This is a genomic window from Rossellomorea vietnamensis (genome assembly GCF_008180615.1).
GTDB classification, from domain to species: Bacteria; Bacillota; Bacilli; order Bacillales; family Bacillaceae_B; genus Rossellomorea; species Rossellomorea vietnamensis_D.
In genome coordinates this window covers 372,109-393,669 of record NZ_VTEH01000001.1, presented here as the reverse complement: position 1 = coordinate 393,669, position 21,561 = coordinate 372,109, and the positions used below count along the sequence as shown (strand labels likewise).

General features: G+C 45.1%; 17 protein-coding genes. 16 read left to right on the top strand and 1 reads right to left on the bottom strand.

Annotated elements, in window-relative coordinates:
• Nucleotides 1-26 precede the first annotated feature (26 nt).
• From FZC79_RS22920 to pyrE, 9 genes are read left to right on the top strand one after another with little or no spacing between them, the layout of a single operon-like run.
• Nucleotides 27-182 carry a hypothetical protein gene (locus tag FZC79_RS22920; RefSeq protein WP_187442609.1) on the top strand — a complete coding sequence of 52 codons (156 nt, stop codon included), beginning with the start codon at nucleotides 27-29 and terminating at the stop codon, nucleotides 180-182.
• Nucleotides 157-1,053, top strand: coding sequence for an aspartate carbamoyltransferase catalytic subunit (locus tag FZC79_RS01900; RefSeq protein WP_148945193.1), 897 nt, complete (start codon nucleotides 157-159; stop codon nucleotides 1,051-1,053). The genes FZC79_RS22920 and FZC79_RS01900 overlap by 26 nt, the downstream gene beginning before the upstream one ends.
• Nucleotides 1,054-1,056: 3 nt before the next feature.
• The gene (locus FZC79_RS01895; RefSeq protein WP_148945192.1) at nucleotides 1,057-2,337 is read left to right on the top strand and encodes a dihydroorotase; all 1,281 of its coding nucleotides are present in this window, start codon (nucleotides 1,057-1,059) and stop codon (nucleotides 2,335-2,337) included.
• A complete protein-coding gene (locus FZC79_RS01890; protein WP_148945459.1) occupies nucleotides 2,337-3,428 on the top strand; it encodes a carbamoyl phosphate synthase small subunit in 1,092 nt (363 codons plus the stop codon). The genes FZC79_RS01895 and FZC79_RS01890 overlap by 1 nt, the downstream gene beginning before the upstream one ends.
• Nucleotides 3,421-6,633 carry a carbamoyl-phosphate synthase large subunit gene (carB, locus tag FZC79_RS01885; RefSeq protein WP_148945191.1) on the top strand — a complete coding sequence of 1,071 codons (3,213 nt, stop codon included), beginning with the start codon at nucleotides 3,421-3,423 and terminating at the stop codon, nucleotides 6,631-6,633. Before FZC79_RS01890 ends, carB begins: the two co-directional genes overlap by 8 nt.
• Nucleotides 6,630-7,409, top strand: coding sequence for a dihydroorotate dehydrogenase electron transfer subunit (locus tag FZC79_RS01880; protein ID WP_148945190.1), 780 nt, complete (start codon nucleotides 6,630-6,632; stop codon nucleotides 7,407-7,409). The genes carB and FZC79_RS01880 overlap by 4 nt, the downstream gene beginning before the upstream one ends.
• Nucleotides 7,406-8,347, top strand: coding sequence for a dihydroorotate dehydrogenase (locus tag FZC79_RS01875; protein ID WP_148945189.1), 942 nt, complete (start codon nucleotides 7,406-7,408; stop codon nucleotides 8,345-8,347). Before FZC79_RS01880 ends, FZC79_RS01875 begins: the two co-directional genes overlap by 4 nt.
• Nucleotides 8,319-9,029 (top strand): orotidine-5'-phosphate decarboxylase, encoded by a 711-nt coding sequence (pyrF, locus tag FZC79_RS01870; RefSeq protein ID WP_148945188.1) that lies wholly within the window; start codon nucleotides 8,319-8,321, stop codon nucleotides 9,027-9,029. Before FZC79_RS01875 ends, pyrF begins: the two co-directional genes overlap by 29 nt.
• A complete protein-coding gene (gene pyrE / locus FZC79_RS01865) occupies nucleotides 9,026-9,655 on the top strand; it encodes an orotate phosphoribosyltransferase (RefSeq protein WP_148945187.1) in 630 nt (209 codons plus the stop codon). The genes pyrF and pyrE overlap by 4 nt, the downstream gene beginning before the upstream one ends.
• A gap of 325 nt (nucleotides 9,656-9,980) precedes the next feature.
• On the opposite strand, the gene FZC79_RS01860 is transcribed toward pyrE, so the two are convergent.
• The gene (locus tag FZC79_RS01860; protein ID WP_148945186.1) at nucleotides 9,981-11,687 is read right to left on the bottom strand and encodes an Rqc2 family fibronectin-binding protein; all 1,707 of its coding nucleotides are present in this window, start codon (nucleotides 11,685-11,687) and stop codon (nucleotides 9,981-9,983) included.
• 751 nt (nucleotides 11,688-12,438) lie between these two features.
• Here FZC79_RS01860 and FZC79_RS01850 point away from each other — a divergent pair.
• The 7 genes from FZC79_RS01850 (at nucleotide 12,439) to priA (ending at nucleotide 21,547) form a co-directional block, all read left to right on the top strand.
• Nucleotides 12,439-15,117, top strand: a complete 2,679-nt coding sequence (locus FZC79_RS01850; RefSeq protein WP_148945185.1) for a calcium-translocating P-type ATPase, SERCA-type — start codon at nucleotides 12,439-12,441, stop codon at nucleotides 15,115-15,117.
• A gap of 359 nt (nucleotides 15,118-15,476) precedes the next feature.
• Nucleotides 15,477-16,352 (top strand): YicC/YloC family endoribonuclease, encoded by an 876-nt coding sequence (locus FZC79_RS01845; protein ID WP_148945184.1) that lies wholly within the window; start codon nucleotides 15,477-15,479, stop codon nucleotides 16,350-16,352.
• A 55-nt stretch (nucleotides 16,353-16,407) separates the two neighbouring features.
• Entirely contained in the window at nucleotides 16,408-16,680 is a 273-nt protein-coding gene (remA, locus tag FZC79_RS01840; RefSeq protein ID WP_113929843.1) for an extracellular matrix/biofilm regulator RemA, read from the top strand.
• A complete protein-coding gene (gmk, locus tag FZC79_RS01835; RefSeq protein ID WP_148945183.1) occupies nucleotides 16,680-17,294 on the top strand; it encodes a guanylate kinase in 615 nt (204 codons plus the stop codon). Before remA ends, gmk begins: the two co-directional genes overlap by 1 nt.
• Nucleotides 17,295-17,516, top strand: coding sequence for a DNA-directed RNA polymerase subunit omega (gene rpoZ, locus FZC79_RS01830; RefSeq protein ID WP_148940250.1), 222 nt, complete (start codon nucleotides 17,295-17,297; stop codon nucleotides 17,514-17,516).
• 408 nt (nucleotides 17,517-17,924) lie between these two features.
• On the top strand, nucleotides 17,925-19,124 hold the full coding sequence (gene coaBC, locus FZC79_RS01825) for a bifunctional phosphopantothenoylcysteine decarboxylase/phosphopantothenate--cysteine ligase CoaBC (RefSeq protein ID WP_148945182.1): 1,200 nt from the start codon (nucleotides 17,925-17,927) through the stop codon (nucleotides 19,122-19,124).
• 5 nt (nucleotides 19,125-19,129) lie between these two features.
• Nucleotides 19,130-21,547, top strand: a complete 2,418-nt coding sequence (priA, locus tag FZC79_RS01820) for a primosomal protein N' (RefSeq protein ID WP_148945181.1) — start codon at nucleotides 19,130-19,132, stop codon at nucleotides 21,545-21,547.
• The last annotated feature ends 14 nt before the right edge of the window (nucleotides 21,548-21,561 follow it).

The following is a 21,561-nucleotide window of genomic DNA, read 5'->3' as shown; positions in this document are numbered from 1 at the left end:
AGGTCCAGAGAGGCTTAGAAGGGTGTTTGGATGAAGCATGGGAACTTGTTTTGCCTGACGGCGGGACAGGTATGCCTTATGCCGACTCGAAACACCCTGATAAAAAGGTCAGGGTGTTTTTTTATTGCCCTCAGCCGATCAATAGGAGGTTAGAAGATGAAGCATTTGCTGACAATGTCTGAACTAAGTATCCATGAAATTGAAGAAATCCTCTCCCAGGCTGGAGAGTTTAAAAATGGCGGAGTCTGGAGTCCTGGCTCACCCAAGTACATAGCAAATCTGTTTTTCGAAAACAGCACCAGGACCAAATGCAGTTTCGAAATGGCAGAACGGAAGCTCGGATTGGAAGTCATTCCTTTCGAAACCGGAACATCAAGCGTCTCCAAAGGGGAAACACTCTATGACACCGTCAAGACCCTTGAAGCGATCGGTGTCGATGCCGTAGTCATCAGGCATGAGGAAGACCGCTACTTCGATGCTCTGAAAGATCACCTGTCCATACCCATTCTTAACGGAGGAGACGGCTGCGGAAATCACCCGACACAATGCTTATTGGACCTCATGACAATCCAAGAAGAGTTTGGAAGCTTCCAAGACTTGAAGATTAGTATTATCGGAGATATCTTACACAGCAGGGTCGCCCGGTCAAATGCAGAAGCATTGACAAAACTTGGTGCGCAGGTCTTCTTCTCAGGACCGCCTGAGTGGTTTCCGCAGAACCTTATAGATAACGGCATGTACCTCCCGATGGACGAGGCAGTCAGCACAGGTGATGCCGTTATGCTGCTCAGAGTTCAGCATGAAAGGCACAAGGACACTGCATCATTGTCAAAGAAACAGTACCATCAGCAATTCGGCTTAACGGTGGAAAGGGCAGAGATGATGAAAGACCATAGCATCATTCTTCATCCTGCACCAGTCAACCGGGATGTTGAAATTGCGGATGTTCTAGTTGAAAGTGAGAAATCCAGGATTTTCAAACAGATGGAAAACGGTGTTTATGTAAGAATGGCTGTTTTAAAGAGAGCATTAGAAAACCAAGGAGGAGAATAAATCATGGTGACGATCATTCAAAACGCAATGTGGTTAGAAGAGAACGGAAATATCACTGCCAAAGATATAAAGATAGCAGGGAAGAAGATTTCTGAGATCGGTGAAAATCTTCACGATGACACAGCCGAAGTACTGGATGCACAAGGGCTTTTAATCCTGCCTGGTTTTGTAGATCTCCATGTCCATCTCCGCGAGCCGGGCGGTGAAAAGAAGGAAACAATTGAAACCGGAACAAAAGCAGCTGCAAAGGGAGGATATACAACAATCGCAGCAATGCCCAACACAAGGCCTGTACCGGACAATGCAGAAACCCTTCAGTGGCTTAATGAAAGAATCAGTGAAACCGCAAAAGTGCGGGTCCTTCCGTATGCTTCAATAACAGAAAGGCAGACAGGAAAGAATTTGACAGACTTTTCCGCTCTTAAAGAAAATGGGGCTTTTGCCTTTACAGATGACGGAGTCGGGGTGCAGGAGGCAGGAAAGATGTATGAGGCAATGAAAGCTGCCGCTGCCATAGACAAAGCGATTGTTGCTCACTGTGAAGATAACTCCCTAATTTATGGAGGGGCGGTCCATGAAGGGCGCTTTTCAAAAGAAAATGGATTCAAAGGGATTCCTTCAATTTGTGAGTCGGTCCAGATTGCCAGAGATGTGCTTCTTGCTGAAGCAGCTGACTGCCATTACCACGTCTGCCATATCAGTACAAAGGAATCTGTCCGGGTGGTGAGGGACGCCAAAAAAGCCGGGATCAAAGTGACTGCTGAAGTCACCCCTCATCACTTGCTTCTGTCAGAGGATGATATCCCGGGAGATGATGCCAACTTCAAAATGAATCCTCCACTTAGAAGCAAGGAGGATCGTGAAGCGCTGATCGAGGGACTGCTTGATGGAACCATTGACTTCATCGCAACCGATCATGCTCCTCATACGGCTGAAGAAAAATCAGAAGGCATAGCACTTGCGCCGTTTGGGATTGTCGGCTTGGAAACAGCTTTCCCGCTTCTTTACACCCATTTTGTCAAAACAGAAGTATTTACACTTAACCAGCTGGTGAACTGGATGACAGCCAAGCCGGCAGAGACGTTTAAGCTGCCTTATGGAACTTTGGAGGCTGGAAGTTTAGCAGACATCACACTGGTGAACCTTGAAGATTCACAGGCAATCAGCCCTGAAACCTTTTTATCAAAGGGGAGAAATACACCTTTTGCCGGCTGGGAGTGCCAAGGCTGGCCAAAAGCAACATTTTCAGAAGGAACTTTAGTTTGGAAGGAAGGCGAAGAATGATGAAAAGACAGTTGATCCTTGATGATGGTACGGTTTTCATAGGAGAAGGCTTCGGAGCAGACACAGGTTCTGTGGGAGAGGTTGTTTTTAATACAGGGATGACGGGGTATCAGGAGATTTTGTCTGACCCTTCGTATTGCGGACAAATCATCACACTGACTTACCCTCTGATCGGGAATTATGGAATCAACCGTGACGATTTCGAATCGATCTCGCCGGCAATCAAAGGCTTTATCGTAAGAGAAGCGGCTGACTTTCCTTCTAACTGGAGAAGTGAAAATACACTGCATGATCTCCTGGAAGCTAAGGGGATCCCGGGACTTTCCGGTATTGATACCAGGATGCTGACAAGAAAGATCAGGGAACGCGGAACCATGAAAGGCATAATTTGCGGTGTCGAGGTGGATAAAGAGGAAATGCTCCACAAGCTTATGGCAACGGAATTGCCGACAAATCAGGTCAAACAGGTTTCGACCAAAACAGCCTATCCGAGCCCGGGCCGTGGATTCCGTGTGGTATTGGTTGATTTCGGTATGAAGCATGGCATTTTGAGAGAGCTCAATAAAAGAAATTGTGATGTGATTGTGGTCCCATATAACACTACTGCACAGGAAATCAAGGCTTTGAATCCTGATGGAATCATGCTTTCAAATGGTCCTGGAGATCCGAAAGATGTACCGGAAGCCATAACGATGATCAATGAGATCCTTGGTGAGATTCCGTTATTCGGTATCTGTCTTGGACATCAGCTTTTTGCCCTCGCAGGGGGAGCGGACACGTTCAAGATGAAGTTCGGTCACCGCGGATCCAACCATCCTGTGAAAGATCTGGCCACCGGTAAAATTGCTATAACTTCACAGAATCATGGTTACTCTGTCGATGCCGATTCTTTAAGGGAAACTCGCCTTGAAGCGACACATATCGGGTTGAATGATGGTACCATCGAGGGATTGAAGCACCTTGATCTGCCGGCATTCACAGTACAGTATCATCCGGAAGCTTCACCAGGCCCGGAAGATGCAAATGGATTGTTCGATCAATTTATGACAATGATGGAAACGGAAAAGAGAAAGGAGATTTCACATGCCTAAACGTACAGATATCAAAACCATATTGGTGATCGGAAGCGGTCCGATCGTCATCGGCCAGGCTGCAGAATTTGACTATGCGGGGACACAAGCCTGTATCGCATTGAAAGAAGAAGGCTACAAAGTCATCCTCGTAAACTCTAATCCGGCGACAATCATGACAGACAGTGAAATCGCAGATAAGGTTTACATCGAGCCTTTGACTCTGGAATTTGTCAGCAGAATCATCCGCAAAGAACGGCCGGATGCCCTTCTTCCGACTCTTGGGGGACAAACAGGCTTGAATATGGCAGTTGAATTGGCCAATGCGGGTGTCCTGGAAGAGTGCCATGTGGAAATCCTCGGAACAAAATTATCAGCAATCGAACAGGCTGAGGATCGTGATCTTTTCCGAAAGTTGATGAACGAGCTTAACGAACCTGTACCGCAGAGCGAAATCATCCACAACGTTGAAGAGGCTTTCCAATTTGTTGAAGAGGTTGGATATCCAGTCATCGTCCGTCCTGCATATACCCTCGGAGGGACAGGCGGAGGAATCTGCCATCATCGTGATGAATTGATCGAAATCGTCAGCAGCGGCCTGAAATACAGCCCTGTCACACAGTGTTTGCTGGAAAAAAGCATCGCCGGCTTCAAAGAGATTGAATATGAGGTTATGCGGGACAGCAATGACAGTGCCATCGTAGTCTGCAATATGGAGAACTTTGACCCTGTCGGAATACACACAGGAGATTCCATTGTTGTCGCTCCAAGCCAGACACTGAGCGACCGTGAATATCAAATGCTGAGAAACTGCTCATTGAAAATTATCCGCGCCCTGGGAATAGAAGGAGGCTGTAACGTACAGCTCGCTCTGGATCCCAACAGCTTTCAGTACTACATCATAGAAGTGAATCCGCGTGTAAGCCGCTCATCCGCACTTGCTTCCAAAGCGACGGGCTATCCGATTGCAAAATTGGCTGCGAAAATAGCGGTTGGCTTGAACCTGGATGAAATGATGAACCCTGTTACAGGTAAAACCTATGCAAGCTTTGAACCGGCATTAGACTATATTGTATCGAAAATCCCGCGCTGGCCTTTCGATAAGTTTGAATCTGCGAAAAGAAACCTTGGAACACAGATGAAGGCAACTGGAGAAGTTATGGCGATCGGCCGGACATTCGAAGAGTCTATTCTGAAAGCTGTCCGATCCTTGGAAAGCAACGTGTATCATCTTGAACTTGAAGACGCTGACAGCTTCGATGATGCGCTGATTGAAAAACGCATAAGAAACGCCGGGGATGAAAGGCTTTTCTATATAGGAGAAGCACTGCGCCGCGGAGTGACAATCGAAACCATCCATGGATGGAGCAAAATCGACCTGTTCTTCCTTCATAAATTGAAGAAAATTGTCGACTTTGAATCTGAAATATCTGCCTCTCCTTTTAACTTGGATCTTGCAGAAAAAGCAAAGAGAATGGGCTTTGCCGACATTACCCTTGCAAAGTTGTGGAGTGTGACAGAAAGAGAAGTATATGACTGGAGAAAAGAGCAGGAACTGATTCCAGTTTATAAAATGGTGGATACATGTGCAGCTGAATTTGAATCTGAAACTCCATACTTTTATGGAACATATGAAAGAGAAAATGAATCAGTCGTTTCTGACAAGAAAAGTGTAGTGGTCCTTGGTTCCGGTCCTATCCGAATTGGGCAGGGAGTCGAGTTCGACTATGCTACGGTACACTCTGTCTGGGCTATCAAAGAAGCAGGCTATGAAGCTATCATCGTGAATAACAACCCGGAAACTGTTTCAACAGACTTCAGCATCTCTGACAAGCTTTACTTTGAACCGTTAACGATTGAGGATGTCATGCATATCATCGACCTCGAAAAGCCGGAAGGTGTTGTGGTGCAGTTCGGCGGTCAGACAGCGATCAATCTGGCTGCCCAGCTGGTAGAAAGAGGTGTGAAGATTCTCGGAACATCATTAGAGGATCTGGATCGTGCTGAAAACCGGGATAAATTTGAGTATACCTTGGGGACCCTCGGCATCCCTCAGCCTGAAGGAAAAACAGCCGTTACAGTTGAAGGGGCTGTAAAAATAGCTGACAACATCGGATACCCTGTCTTGGTCCGCCCATCCTATGTTCTCGGCGGAAGAGCAATGGAAATTGTTTATGGAAAAGAAGAACTTCTTCAGTACATGAAGAATGCTGTGAAAATCAACCCGGAACACCCTGTATTGATTGACCGCTATTTAATCGGAAAAGAAATAGAAGTCGACGCCATCTCGGACGGTACAGATGTCGTCATCCCAGGGATTATGGAGCATATTGAGAGAGCCGGTGTCCATTCAGGAGATTCCATCGCTGTCTATCCTCCTCAGCAGCTGACTCAGGAACAGAAAGATAGAATCATTGAATATACAACCAAGCTTGCAAAAGGATTGAATATTATCGGTCTGTTGAACATCCAGTATGTCATCAGCAAGAATGAAGTCTATGTCCTGGAGGTTAATCCGCGTTCAAGCCGCACCGTGCCATTCTTAAGCAAAATCACGAATGTACCGATGGCAAACCTTGCGACCAAGGTCATATTGGGAAGAACGCTGAAAGAAATGGGATATCAGTCCGGACTTGTGCCTGAGAAAAAGGGTGTCTATGTAAAGGTTCCAGTATTCTCTTTTGCCAAACTGAGAAGAGTGGACATTACATTAGGGCCTGAGATGAAATCCACAGGAGAAGTCATGGGAAAAGATTCAACACTGGAAAAAGCTTTGTATAAAGGAATTGTGGCGGCAGGAATGCAGATGAAGGAGTACGGTTCGGTTCTTCTGACAGTCGCTGATAAAGATAAAGAAGAAGCACTCGGACTGGCGAAGCGTTTTGTGAATATCGGTTATCAGATCCTGGCAACCAAAGGAACGGCGGATGTCCTGAGATCAGAAGGAATCCCTGTCAAAGAAGTCGATAAAATCGGTTCTGATGGGCCCACACTGCTGGATGTTATCCAAAGCGGTGAAACACAGCTTGTCATTAACACATTGACAAAAGGCAAGCAGCCGCAGAGGGACGGATTCAGGATCAGACGGGAATCAGTTGAGAATGGCATCCCTTGTCTTACTTCCCTTGATACGGCGGAAGCCATCCTCAAAGTGTTCGAATCTATGACATTCTCCGCAGAAGCCATGGAGGGTGCAGGCGAAAAGCAAGAGGCGGTACTTCTATGATCAAAAAAGATCTTATGAAAATACTATCTAATGAAGAAATCGCAGAAAATATCTTCAAAATGGTTGTATCAGGGGACCTTGTCTCCCAACTGAATGATCCGGGGCAGTTTCTCCATTTTAAAACAGGCACAGGGGCGGAACCGCTCCTGCGCCGTCCTATCAGTATTGCAGAGATAGATAAAGAGAATAACAGTCTGACAGTCATCTACCGCGCAGAAGGCAGGGGGACAAAATTACTCTCTGCGGAAAGCACGGGATCATTTGCAGATGTACTTGGACCTCTCGGTAATGGATTTCCTATCCATGAAGAAGATGAGGGGAAGACGGCCTTGCTTGTAGGAGGCGGAATCGGGGTACCGCCGCTCTATGAATTGTCAAAGCAGCTGGTGAAAAGAGACTTTAAGGTTCTGCATGTACTAGGATTTCAGAATCGCAATGCAGCCTTTTATGAAGAAGAGTTTGCCCGGCTGGGCCCAACTTATATCGCCACAGTGGACGGGTCACTTGGAACGAAAGGCTTCGTCACGGATGTTATTAAAGAGGAGGGGCTTCAATTTGACCTCTTCTATTCCTGCGGCCCCAAAGCCATGCTGGCAGCACTCAGCAGCACATATGGAGACAGCAAAGGGTATATTTCCTTAGAAGAACGGATGGGCTGCGGAATCGGTGCCTGTTTTGCATGCGTATGTGAGAAAGCTGTTAACGACGGTGATAAAAACTATGTCAAGATCTGTAGTGACGGCCCGGTATTTCCAGTAGGGATGGTGAAGTTATGAATAAGCTGAAGATAGAACTTCCAGGGTTGAACTTAAAGAATCCTGTCATGCCGGCTTCAGGATGTTTTGGGTTTGGCAAAGAATTTGCCGGACTTTATGATTTGAGCCAGCTTGGTGCCATCATGATCAAGGCAACCACCCTTGATACAAGGTTTGGAAACCCGACACCGCGTGTTGCTGAAACCTCTTCAGGAATGCTTAACGCTATCGGGCTGCAAAATCCAGGGCTGCAAAAGGTTATGACAGAGGAACTGCCTTGGCTGGAGAAGTATGATGTTCCGATTATTGCTAATGTAGCCGGTTCGCAGACAGAGGACTATGTGGAGGTTGCCGAGACGATTTCTACCGCACCTAACGTAAAGGCGCTGGAGCTCAACATCTCCTGCCCGAATGTCAAAACAGGGGGAATCGCCTTCGGAACCGTGCCTGAAATTGCAAAAGAACTGACTAAAAAAGTGAAGGCAGTTTCCTCTGTTCCTGTATATGTGAAACTTTCCCCAAATGTAGCGAATATCGTTGAAATGGCGAAAGCGGTAGAAGAAGGCGGAGCAGATGGTCTTACGATGATCAATACATTGATCGGCATGAGAATTGATACAAGAACAGGCAAGCCGGTCATCGCCAATGGAACAGGCGGATTATCAGGCCCTGCCATCAAACCTGTCAGCATCCGCATGGTGTATGAGGTCAGCCAGCAGGTCAGCATTCCGGTTATTGGGATGGGCGGCATCCAGACAGTTGACGATATTATTGAATTTTTTTATGCAGGAGCAAGTGCCGTGGCAGTCGGTACCGCCAATTTCGTCGATCCGTTCATCTGCCCAGAGTTGATTAATGGACTGGAAGTAAGGCTGGAAGAAATGGGTGTGGATCACATTTCTGAACTGATAGGAAGGAGCTGGAAAACCAATGGAACGGGAGCCTATAGTCGCGCTTGATTTTCCGACATGGGAAATCAGCAGAACATTTTTAGAGAAAATGGATACATCCCTTTTTGTTAAAGTCGGAATGGAGCTCTATTTACAAAATGGTCCGGCGGTCATAGAAGAGTTGAAAAAAATGAACCACCGGATATTCCTTGATCTCAAGCTTCATGATATCCCCAATACGGTTGGACGTACGATGAAGGGTCTTGCTCAATTGGAAATCGACCTGATTAATGTCCATGCAGCAGGCGGGGTGAAAATGATGGAGCATGCACTGAATGGATTAGTTCAGGGAACTCCTTCAGGAAAAGAGAGGCCAAAACTGATTTCTGTCACTCAGCTGACTTCCACCTCAGAAGAACAAATGATGAAGGAACAGCTGATTGAAAAGCCTTTGATCGAATCAGTCCTTCATTATGCGGAAATCTCCAGAGAAGCAGGCCTCGACGGAGTGGTTTGTTCTCCACATGAGGCAGCGGCTATCAGAGAGATCTGCGGTGAGGACTTCCTGCGTGTTACTCCGGGAATTCGCCTAAAGGGTGATGCCTCACAGGACCAGCAGCGGATAGCCTCACCATCACAAGCACGTGAGCTTGGGGCATCTGCCATTGTAGTCGGAAGAAGTATCACAGGGGCGGATGAACCAGCGAAAGCGTATCAACAAGTGAAATCAGAATGGGAGAGACGAGTATGAAAAAAGAAATCGCTCAGCAGTTACTGAATATAGAGGCTGTATTTTTAAAACCAAACGATCCATTTACATGGTCTTCCGGACTGAAGTCTCCAATCTATTGTGATAACCGGTTGACAATCTCTTATCCCGAAGTGCGAAGAATGATCGCCCAAGGAATCGCTGAAAATATCAAAAATCACTTTCCCGATGCTGACATGATCGCGGGTACGGCTACAGCGGGGATTCCCCATGCCGCCTGGGTCAGTGAAATTCTGGATCTTCCAATGTGTTATGTGCGCTCTAAACCGAAGGGGCACGGCAAAGGAAGCCAGATTGAAGGAAAAGTATCTAAGGGCCAGAAGGTTGTTGTGGTAGAAGACCTTATCTCAACAGGAGGAAGCTGCATCTCTGCAGTTAATGCTCTTAGAGAGGAAGGCTGTGAAGTGCTGGGGGTAGCCGCGATTTTTACATACGAACTTCAAAGCGGTATCTCCAAACTGGCAGAAGCTGATATTAAAGCAGTATCCCTCTCCGACTATACCTCTCTTCTGGAAGCTGCTCATGAAAATAACTATATTGAAGAGCGGGACCTGGAAGCGCTGATTAGCTGGAAAGAAAGCCCTGAGGAATGGGGAAAGAATTTATAGGTTTTAAGAAGAGTGCATTAAGTGATACCCGCTGCAGTTTGCAGACCAAATCCCAATTGGGTTCTGGTCTGCAAACTTTTTTTGTTGATAGCCTGGAAAATCCCTGGTAATGCCGGGGATCCAGAGAGCATATAACCTGTTATAACACCTTACCTCAAATCATGAGAGAGTAAAGTAGGTTTCGAGACCGCTTCATGGCATCTATAATCCAACCTCCTGCGCACAGCAGCTCCATTGAAATGAAAAAGGACGAAATCCCGGGAGATTTCGTCCTTTTCGTTAGGTTAGGGAATCCTCGTAAAGTAGAGGTGGTTCCGTAATCAAATTAATCTTTTTTCATAGATCGAACTGTGTCAAGACTAGGTGTTGTATAGACCGTTTGCTGGCCATCATATGTGACGAAACCAGGTTTAGCGCCATTCGGTTTCTTCACATTTCTTACAGCTGTGAAGTCAACAGGCACTGAACTGGATTCCCGGGCTTTGCTGAAGTAGGCTGCCAGTACGGCGGCTTCCTTGATTGTCTCTTCAGAAGGAGCCTTGCTTCTTATGACAACGTGGGATCCCGGGATATCCTTTGTATGCAGCCAGATTTCTTCTTTGCCTGCCAGTTTATTGGTGAGATAATCATTCTGTTTATTATTTTTGCCGACGAGTATGGTCGTCCCGTCGCTTGATAAATAAGATTCCAGCGACGGTTTTTCATTGGTTTTCTTTTTCTTCTTTTCTTTCTTGGCTTTGATATAGCCTTCTTCACCCAGTTCCTCTCGGATTTCCAGGATATCTTTGGGAGAAGCTGATTCAAGCTGCTGAAGCAGTTGATCTAAATATTGAATTTCTTCTTTCGCTTTTTCAATCTGCTCTTTTACAATCCTTATCGCTGTCTTTGCTTTCGAGTACCTGGAGAAGTAATGCTGTGCATTCTCGGAAGGAGATTTCCTCGTGTCCAATTGAATAACAACAGTTCCGCCTTCTTCGTCATAGTAATTCATTACTTCGATCTCACTCATGCCTCTTTCTACCGCGTACAGATTAGCTGTCAATAGTTCGCCATAAAGCTGATAGGTATCTGCATTTTCAGCGTCTTTTAGGGTCTTTTCGAGTTTCACGATTTTGCTTAGGTTTTTATCGCGTTCATTCTTGAGCAGTCTCTCCAGGTCGTTTCCCTGCTGTTTGACTCGATCTCTTTCAGCTTTTTGATGAAAATACCGGTCAAGCAGGCCGCTCAGCGTAGGAAAAGAAGTATGTTCACCTTCTAAATGCTGCAGGTCAAGGAAGTAAAAGGTTTCTTTATCTCCTCTGACAAGTGTTGGCTGATACATTCTCTCTTTGACAGGGTTCAGCAGTTGAAGCATCGCATTTGGCAGACTATTTCTGGTCGCAAGTCCTGCCCGGTGCAGCACCTCTTTGGCAAGCAAGGGGGATATGCCGGAAAAAGAACCGACGATTTGCTTGTCAAGTTTACCGCTGTTAAAGTCGATGCTTCTTAAAATATCCTCGGAATCTGCTTCGAGAGGATTTTTTTTATCCTGCGGCGGCGGGAAAATATACTCGTTCCCCGGCAGTACGGTTCTATAGCTATTTATGGAAGGGGGGATATGCTTAATAGAATCAAGAATCATGTTCCTGCTCTTGTCAACAACGACTATATTGCTGTGCCGGCCCATGATTTCGATAATCAACTGCTTATAGGAAATATCCCCGATTTCGCTTCGTCCTTTTATTTCAAAGATGATGATCCTGTCGACCTCTTTTTGATAAACATCTTCAATGATATAGCCTTCAAGGTGTTTTCTCAGCAGCATACAGAACATGGGAGGGGCTGCCGGGTTTTCATAGCTTTGAGAAGTCAGCTGCGCACGGGCATAGCTTGGGTGGGCGGACAACAGCAATTTATGATTTTTCCCTTGAGACCGCACTACTAAAATGATTTCGTTTTTATAAGGCTGGTGAATCTTGTTGATGCGCCCGCCTTTTAATGTATCGCCGAGCTCTTCGCTCATGGCCTTTGTAAATAATCCATCGAATGACATCTTCTACATCCTCTTCTATAGATAATTAGAATTAATAATTTTAGCTTTTGTACTTAGAGTCTTTTGCTTTAGTATAGTCACCGTTTTTCGAAGTATTGATAGTTACATACAACTTGAGCAGATTGGTTTTCTGAATTTTTAGTTGGGTTCCTTAAAGGATAACAATCCATACTTTAAAAGGTAGCAACATACAGAGGGAAGGAAAGCATTTTATAAAATCCTTGGATTCACATTTGCTAAGCTTAATAATATGGCAGAAAAAATTATATAGAAAGAAAAATCCTTTTTTTAAAATGTGACCTTGGTGAACTCTCTTTGTTATTCATCGTAGATTGTAGCGGAAGGTGTGCGACCTCCTGCGGGACTAGCGGACGTCTAGTTCTAGCACCTAGCCCCTCGGGGTCAAATAACCTCAAGAGAATAAAAGGAAAAATCGCCTTTTTTTCTCTTGAGAACATTTGCCTGTCGGGCCTGACCAGGGCGCATCCACTTTTTATAGAGGCGTAGCTGAGGAGGCTCATCGCCCGCCCCGCGGAGTCGTACACCTGTAGCGGAAATTAACTACACTTTGTGAAAAAGCATAACCTTATTTTTTTGCTTTTTTATCCATCATCTTTTTTATATTTTTGAAGTAAATCATCATTTATTCTTCCGTCTATAAGAATCATATCATTTTTTGGGACGAGTCTGAATAATAATGCAATGAGCAGGAGAACTTTTCGGAGAATAAATGGGAGAGTGAGTTGGTTGAATGAGATACCATGAGATGCGGCAGGAAGATATAGAAAAAACAATCAATACTGATTTTACTAACGGCCTTGGTGAAGAAGAAGTAGAGAAAAAACGAAAGCAGTTTGGTTTCAATGAATTGCAGGAAGCTGAGAAACAGTCAGCTTTATTATTGTTTTTTAATCAATTCAAAGATTTTATGGTCATCGTATTATTAGCTGCAACCCTTATCTCGGGACTGCTTGGAGAATATATAGATGCGATAGCCATTATAGCAATTATCCTGATCAACGGCTTTCTTGGTTTTTTTCAAGAGAGAAAAGCTGAAAAGTCATTGAATGCTTTGAAGGAACTCTCGGCTCCTCAAGTGAATGTACTGCGGAATGGAGGATGGACGAAAGTTCCTTCTAAAGAAATAGTACCAGGGGACATTATCAAATTCTCCAGTGGTGACCGGATCGGAGCAGATGTAAGGTTAATTACTGTAAACAATCTTGAGATAGAAGAGTCTGCTTTGACAGGTGAATCCGTTCCTGTTGCGAAAAGGACCGGGGAAATTCAAGGAGAGAATGTTAATCTCGGTGATTTAGAGAATATGGCTTTCATGGGCACGATGGTGACAAGAGGAAATGGAATTGGGGTTGTCACAGCCACCGGAATGGGAACGGCAATGGGGAAAATTGCAGATATGATCCAAACAGCTGAGACGATGGTGACTCCGCTTCAAAGAAGGCTGGAGCAGCTGGGAAAAATACTAATCACAGTGGCATTGGTGCTCACGGCTCTTGTCGTCGGAATTGGAGTCATTCAGGGACATGATATGTATACAATGTTCCTTGCCGGAGTTTCATTAGCTGTCGCGGCTATCCCGGAAGGACTTCCTGCAATCGTAACAGTGGCTTTGTCCCTGGGCGTACAACGGATGATCAGGAGAAATGCCATCGTCCGAAAACTTCCAGCAGTAGAAACACTGGGATGCGCTTCTGTCATATGCTCAGATAAAACAGGGACGCTGACGCAAAACAAGATGACTGTGACTCACCTGTGGAGCGGGGGAAACACTTGGACCGTCAGTGGAACAGGTTATGACCCTGAGGGAAGCTTCTATCATCGTGAAGAAAGAGTAAGTCCAGCCTCGGCAAAATCATTGAACCAGCTGCTGACATTCGGGCTGCTTTGCAATAATGCAAAGATTCGTGTGAAGGATGAAGAATATGTCCTGGATGGAGATCCGACTGAAGGCGCGCTGCTTGTTGCTGCTTTGAAAGCGGGTATGCAAAGAGAGGCGCTGCTTGGTAAGTTCACGATTGAGAAGGAGTTTCCGTTTGATTCGACTAGAAAGATGATGAGTATAGTGGTTAAAGACAGCGAAGGCAAACGGTTCATCGTTACAAAGGGAGCACCTGATGTTCTGGTGGATATCAGTGAATCGATTCTCTGGAATGAAAAGCTTCAATACCGGACTAAAGAATTCACCGAAAAAGTGCAGGAAGCCATTCATGATCTGGCGTCCAATGCCTTGAGGACAATTGCTATCGCTTATGCTCCCTGGACTTCGTCTGTACTTCCTAAGAATGAGGAGGAAGCGGAAAAGGGGCTGACTCTCATTGGGCTGCAGGGGATGATCGACCCGCCGAGGCCAGAGGTGAAGCAAGCTGTCAAAGAGTGCAGGCAGGCAGGCATCAAGACCGTAATGATAACAGGGGACCATGTTGTGACAGCGAAAGCCATCGCAAGGGACCTTGGCATTTTACGAACTCAAGATAAGGTACTTGAGGGGTCAGCCTTGAACAGCATGGAAGTTTCTGATTTGGAAGAAGTAGTTGAAAGTGTTTCGGTGTTTGCACGAGTATCTCCTGAACACAAGCTGAAAATTGTAAAAGCTCTTCAAAACCGCGGCCATGTTGTTGCGATGACAGGTGATGGTGTAAATGATGCTCCTGCCATCAAAGCTGCCGACATCGGGGTTGCTATGGGAATAACTGGAACAGATGTAGCGAAGGAGGCTTCCTCCCTTGTGCTATTGGATGATAACTTTGCCACTATAAAGTCGGCTATTAATGAAGGCAGAAATATCTATGAGAACATTCGCAAGTTCATTCGCTATCTGCTGGCGTCAAATGTCGGCGAGATATTGGTCATGCTTTTTGCGATGATCCTTGCACTGCCGCTGCCGCTTGTACCGATCCAGATTTTATGGGTCAACCTTGTCACAGACGGGTTGCCGGCAATGGCACTCGGACTCGACAAGCCTGAAGAAGATGTGATGAAGCGGAATCCGAGACATCCGAAAGAAGGGGTCTTTGCAAGAGGGCTGGGATGGAAAGTTGTTTCCAGGGGCTTTCTAATTGGCCTCTCGACTCTTGCTGCCTTTATTCTGGCTTATAAGCAGCATCCAGATCATTTGGCATATGCACAGACTGTGGCATTCGCTACGCTGGTCATGGCTCAATTGATTCACGTCTTTGACTGCAGAAGCGAGAAGTCGGTATTTGCGCGGAACCCTTTTGGGAATATGTACCTTGTCTGGGCGGTCATATCATCCCTGCTTTTGATGGTCCTCGTCATCTATCTGCCTGGACTGCAGCCTATATTCCATACCGTTCCAATCGAGCTTAAAGATTGGCTGTTGATTGCCGGAATGAGTTCAGTTCCAACGTTTTTACTTGCCGGATCATTTTTTGCAGGAAAAAAACGTTAAGATATGATATAATCCTTAAGGTAGTAGAGTGCATACTCTATTACCTTTTTTATTGATTCCTTTTATAATAGCTGACAGTTTTTACAGCGGGTAAACCCATCTGCCTTTCTCATCATATAAGGCAGTTGTCATTTTCACAGGCTATCGCAGGATTTCTTCCCGAAATGCTCATATAAAAGGCAGTTATTCTACACGCTATTTAACTCTGCTATTTCAATATAATGGGTGGAGCGGAGGTTGTTCCAGCTTCTGCGGGGCAGCGTGCAATCCGGTTCCAATCAAATGGATAAGCAGTATCATATATACAAAACAGCATAAATTAAAGGGTAAAACGACTGATGGATTGGATGTGACTGTTAATGGTTGTAAGCATGACCGGCTTTGGCAGTGCCAGAGTGGAGTCGGGACAACATGTGGTTACGGTCGAGATAAAATCGGTGAATCACCGTTTTTGTGAGTTGAATATCCGCACACCTAAGCAATTGGTTAAAATAGAGGATAAGTTAAAGAAAAAAATGACCGGTTACATAAAGCGCGGAAAAGTGGATGCCTTCATCACCATCACAGGAGAAGGGCTGGTCCACCGGAGACTTAAGGTCGATTGGCAGCTTGCCGATGATTATTTTCAAATCATACATACTTTAAAAGAAAAATATTCCCTGGAAGACAATGTTCTGCTGCAGGATATTTTACAGAGGGATGAACTTATTTCAATTGAAGAAACAGAAGAAGAGAATAAAGAACTGGAACATACCGTCGAACGAGCTCTAGTGAAGTCTCTTGAAGATTTGACAGCAATGCGGAGGGCCGAGGGGGAAAAGCTTCAGGAAGATCTTCTGCTGCATATCAGCACATTCAGGGAAACCTTACTTTCGATCAATAAACATGTCCCTGAGGTTATTACCCAATACAGAACCAGGATTGAAAGGAAAATCAAGGAACTTACAGATGACCGGGTGGATGAGTCAAGAATCCTGACTGAAATTGCTGTTTTTGCAGATAAAAGCGATATATCCGAAGAGATTACCAGGCTGGAAAGCCACTTGACTCAATTCACATCAGCCCTCAGGCAGGATATCCCGATTGGCCGCAAGCTGGATTTCATTATCCAGGAAATGAACAGGGAAGTGAACACGATTGGTTCCAAAGCAAACGATGCACTGATTGCGGCATTTGTTGTGGAAATGAAAACCTGCCTGGAGAAATTAAGGGAACAAGTACAGAATGTGGAATGAATTGATTAATTTTTGTTGGAGAAGGTCAAAATAGACTATTGATTGGAGGAGCATTATGTCTATAAAGCTCATTAATATAGGATTTGGCAATATTGTATCTGCGAATCGCATCATCTCCATTGTCAGTCCTGAATCGGCACCGATCAAAAGGCTGATACAGGATGCAAGGGACCGGGGAACACTTGTTGATGCAACGTATGGAAGAAGGACAAGGGCGGTAATCATCACTGACAGTGATCATGTAATTCTATCAGCAGTCCAGCCGGAAACGGTTGCGGCACGCTTAACAGATAAAGATGATATTTCTGAAGAAGGGCAGGGTAAATAATGAAAGAAAAAGGACTGCTTATTGTGCTTTCAGGTCCTTCGGGAGTAGGAAAAGGCACAGTACGTAAAGAAATATTCTCCCAGGAAGATACTCGTTTTGAGTATTCCATTTCCATGACGACCCGTCTTCCGAGAGAAGGAGAAGTAGACGGCGTTGACTACTTCTTCAAATCACGTGAAGAATTTGAGGGCCTCATCGAAAAAGGAAAGCTTTTGGAGTACGCTGAGTTTGTCGGCAATTATTATGGAACTCCTGAAGACTATGTGAGGGAGACAATCAACAACGGGAAAGATGTTTTTCTCGAAATCGAGGTTCAAGGCGCTAAGCAGATCAGGGAAAAATTCCCGGAAGGCCTCTTTATCTTCCTTGCTCCCCCAAGTCTGTCGGAGCTTCAGAACAGAATTACGACAAGGGGAACAGAGACAGAGGATTTGATCCTTAACAGGATGACCACTGCGAGAAAAGAAATAGAAATGATGGACTTATACGATTATGTAGTGGAAAATGATAAAGTGGAAAATGCTACAGAAAAAATCAAGTCAATCGTACAGGCGGAACATTGCCGGATAGAGCGTGTGAAACAGCGTTACCAAAAAATGTTGGAGGTAGATTGAATGTTAAACCCATCCATTGATTCATTAATGAAAAAGATTGATTCCAAGTACTCTCTTGTCAGCATTGCTGCTAAGCGTGCAAGATCCCTGCAGGAAGTGGAAGATTTCATGCTTAACAAGTATGTTTCAGAAAAGTATGTAGGAAAAGCACTAGAAGAAATCGAAGCGGGCAAATTGTCTATGAAGGAAAGAGAAGCTGGAGCCGTTTATTCAGACGAATAATGATTTAAAAGGGCTATCAAACGCATTTTAATGAGGGACTGACACCGAGGGTTCAATTTATACCTTGAGGGTCAGCCCCTTATTTTCTTTTTACAGCGAAATCCTTCATAATATAGTAAGGAATCTAACTCTAAAAGGCTGTTACATATATAATGATGCTATTTTAAGGGTAGTTGATTTACCCTCATGAGTGTTAAATAGAAGCAGCCTGCTAAATTGAGGGAAGGCAGATGCCTTCTGCCAATTATCGATGAGATTATTTGGTGACAACGGTTACTAACGGTTAATTGTTATTTTTTCTGTCATCCCCTTTCCTTTTTACAATGGGAGATTATAGCTCAATAACATTTTTACTGTTTTCTACAACTGCTTTTCATAGAGAGAATCCAATGAAATGAGGGGATTGTAATGAAAGGGAAAAAAATCCTGCTTTGTGTAACAGGGGGGATAGCTGTCTATAAAGCAGCTGCACTTACGAGCAAGCTTGTACAGGCTGGAGCTGACGTAAAAGTAATTATGAGTTCGTCTGCGAGGCAGTTCGTCACCCCGCTGACATTTCAAGCTTTATCCCGCAACGAAGTGTTTACCGATACATTCGATGAAAAGAACCCTGAAGTAATTGCCCACATAGATCTCGCTGACTGGGCCGACCTTGTGCTGGTAGCACCGGCTACTGCCAATGTGATCGGAAAGCTTGCCCATGGAATCGGTGATGATATGGTGACCACCACGCTTCTGGCTGTGACGGCACCTGTCTGGATTGCTCCTGCCATGAATGTACATATGTATGGGCACCCGGCTGTCCAAAAAAATATCCGGGAGCTTTATTCCTATGGCTATCGTTTTATTGAACCGAGTGAGGGCTATCTTGCCTGCGGCTATGTAGGGAAAGGAAGACTGGAAGAACCGGAAAGAATCGTCGGGCATATAGAGGATTTCTTTTCGAATCAGGAGCCTATCCTCAAAGGGAAAAAGCTTGTCATCACAGCAGGTCCAACCCGGGAAAAAATCGATCCTGTGCGTTTTTTCAGCAATCGATCTTCAGGAAAGATGGGATTTGCCCTTGCAGAGGAAGCGGCCAAGTTAGGAGCCGAAGTGACCTTGGTTTCAGGCCCGGTTTCTCTTGAAGCACCTCAAGGCGTAAATATCATCTCAATAGAAAGTGCAGAAGACATGTACAATGAAGTGCTTAAAGCCTTCGATACTGCGGATATCGTCATTAAGAGCGCTGCGGTAGCCGACTACAAGCCCAAAATAACTTCTGATACGAAGATGAAAAAGCAGGACGGAGACCTTTCAATTGAATTCGAAAGGACAAAAGATATCCTTAGAACCCTGGGAGAAAAGAAAGACGGCCAGCTGCTTATCGGATTTGCCGCAGAAACAAATAACGTGGAGCAGTATGCTGCAGAGAAGCTTAGAAAGAAAAATGCTGATATGATTGTTGCAAACAATATTACGGTGGAAGGTGCCGGTTTCGCCGGGGATACCAATATAGTCACTGTGTTCAGGAAAGACGGCACTCAGAGGGAACTTCCGTTATTAACGAAAGCGGATACCGCTAAAGAGATACTTTATGAAATCAAGAACTTGATGGATAAAGGTTGATAAGAATGAAGATTGCAAGTGTAATTGTCGATGTTCCCACTATGCAGACGGACAGGGTGTTTGACTATTCAATCCCTGCAATTTGGCAGGGGAAGATCTTTCCTGGAATGAGGGTCATTGTTCCATTCGGTCCACGAAAAATTCAAGGTTTTGTGACCGGTCTTAAAGATAAATCAAGTGCTGCCAAGCTCAAGGATCTCGTTCAGCCAATGGATCTTACTCCTGTCCTGAATGAAGATCTGCTGAATGTGGCCGACTGGCTGACCAGGCAGACTTTATGCTTTAAAATATCAGCACTTCAAGTTATGCTGCCAGCTGCCATGAAAGCAAAATATGAGAAGAAGATTCTGGTGAATCCAGATAAAAGAGACCTTTTGTCCCCGGAAGCTGCCGAACTTTTCTTGAATAAAGATGAAGTACCATGGAAATACGCAGAAGAGGCAGGGGTCCTTCCCTTGCTGCAAAAAGAAATCAAAACTGGAAGTCTTGATGTGTTTTACAGTGTGAAATCTAAAGGCAAGAAGAAAACGGTCCAGATGGTTTCACCAGCATTGCCAAAAGAAAAAATGATGAAGGAAATCGAAGCGCTTCCCTCTAATGCAGAAAAACAAAAAGCTGTACTGGTACACGTTCTCTCTTCCGAAAGCAGTGAAGGAGTTTCAGCAAAAGAGGCAGCAGAAGCTGCAGGAGCTTCCTCCGCAACTGTCAAAGCGCTTGTGGATAAAGGACTGCTGATCAAGAAACATCGGGAAGTGTACCGTAATCCTTTCGCCCACAAGAATTTCAAAAAAACCAGTCCTCTGCCACTTACCGAGCAGCAGGAAAAGGCGATAACCCCCATCCTCCATGCGGTAGAACATGAGCAGCATGAAACCTTTCTGTTATACGGTGTGACAGGAAGCGGGAAAACGGAAGTCTATCTCCAGTCGATCCAGGAAGTTTATGAAAAAGGAAAAGAAGCAATCGTACTCGTCCCTGAAATTTCCCTGACACCACAAATGGTCGATCGATTTAAAGGAAGGTTCGGGAATGATGTCGCTGTTTTGCACAGCGGATTATCCATTGGCGAAAAGTATGACGAATGGAGAAAGATTCAAAGAAAAGAAGTGAAAGTGGTTGTGGGTGCCCGCTCGGCTGTTTTCGCCCCGTTTGAGAACCTTGGTATCATCATCATTGATGAAGAGCATGAAACCAGCTACAAGCAGGAAGAAAATCCGAGGTATCATGCCAGGGATGTCGCTATTTACAGAGCTGGACAGTACAGCTGTCCTGTTATCCTCGGCAGTGCAACACCTGCCATGGAAACATTTGCACGCGCCCAAAAAGGGGTTTATACGCTGCTGACTCTATCAAAGAGAATGAATTCAGGAGAGCTTCCGTCTGTCTCCATTGTTGATATGAGAGAAGAATTAAGAGGCGGAAACCGGTCCATGTTTTCAGAGGAACTGTTTGAAAAGCTGCAGGACAGGCTCCAAAAAGGAGAGCAGACGGTGCTTTTCCTGAACAAGCGAGGCCATTCGTCCTTCATTATGTGCAGAGATTGCGGATATGTTGGGCAATGTCCGCATTGTGATATCTCTTTGACCTACCACCGGTTCTCGGATAATATGAAATGCCATTACTGCGGATACGAAACAGGGGTCCCTCAAACATGTCCGGAGTGTGATAGCGAACATATACGCTATTTTGGAACAGGTACCCAGAAGGTCGAAGAGGAACTGGCCAAGCTCCTTCCTGAGGCGAGAGTGATCCGGATGGACGTTGATACGACGAGCAGGAAGGGAGCTCATGAACGGCTTCTGGACAGCTTCGGGGAAGGCCATGCCGATATTCTGCTGGGCACTCAGATGATTGCCAAGGGACTGGACTTTCCGAATATAACTCTTGTCGGCGTCTTGACTGCCGACACGATGCTTCATCTGCCCGATTTCCGTTCGGCGGAAAAGACCTTTCAGCTGCTCACCCAGGTAAGCGGAAGGGCAGGAAGGCATAAGCTTCCTGGAGAAGTGGTGATTCAGACCTACACACCTGAACATTACAGCATTGAGCTTGCAGGCACACAAAACTATGACTCTTTTTATCATAAAGAAATGATGATGAGGAAAATGGGAAGTTATCCTCCTTTTTATTATTTATCCTTAATCACTATCAGTCATGAGGATCTGCTGAAGGTGGTAGCCTCTGCGGAAAAGGTTACGAAGTTTCTGCAGTCCAGATTATCGCCGCAGTCGATTGTGCTGGGCCCGGCCGCTTCTCCGATACCGAGGATCAACAATAGATATAGATATCAATGTTTGATAAAATACAAACGGGAGCCAGAACTGCCTTCCATATTAAAGACGATACTCGAACATTCACAACAACAAAAGGCATCAGAAGGGTTAACAATTTCAATAGATGTCAATCCTTATATGATGATGTAAGAAAGAGGGATTAA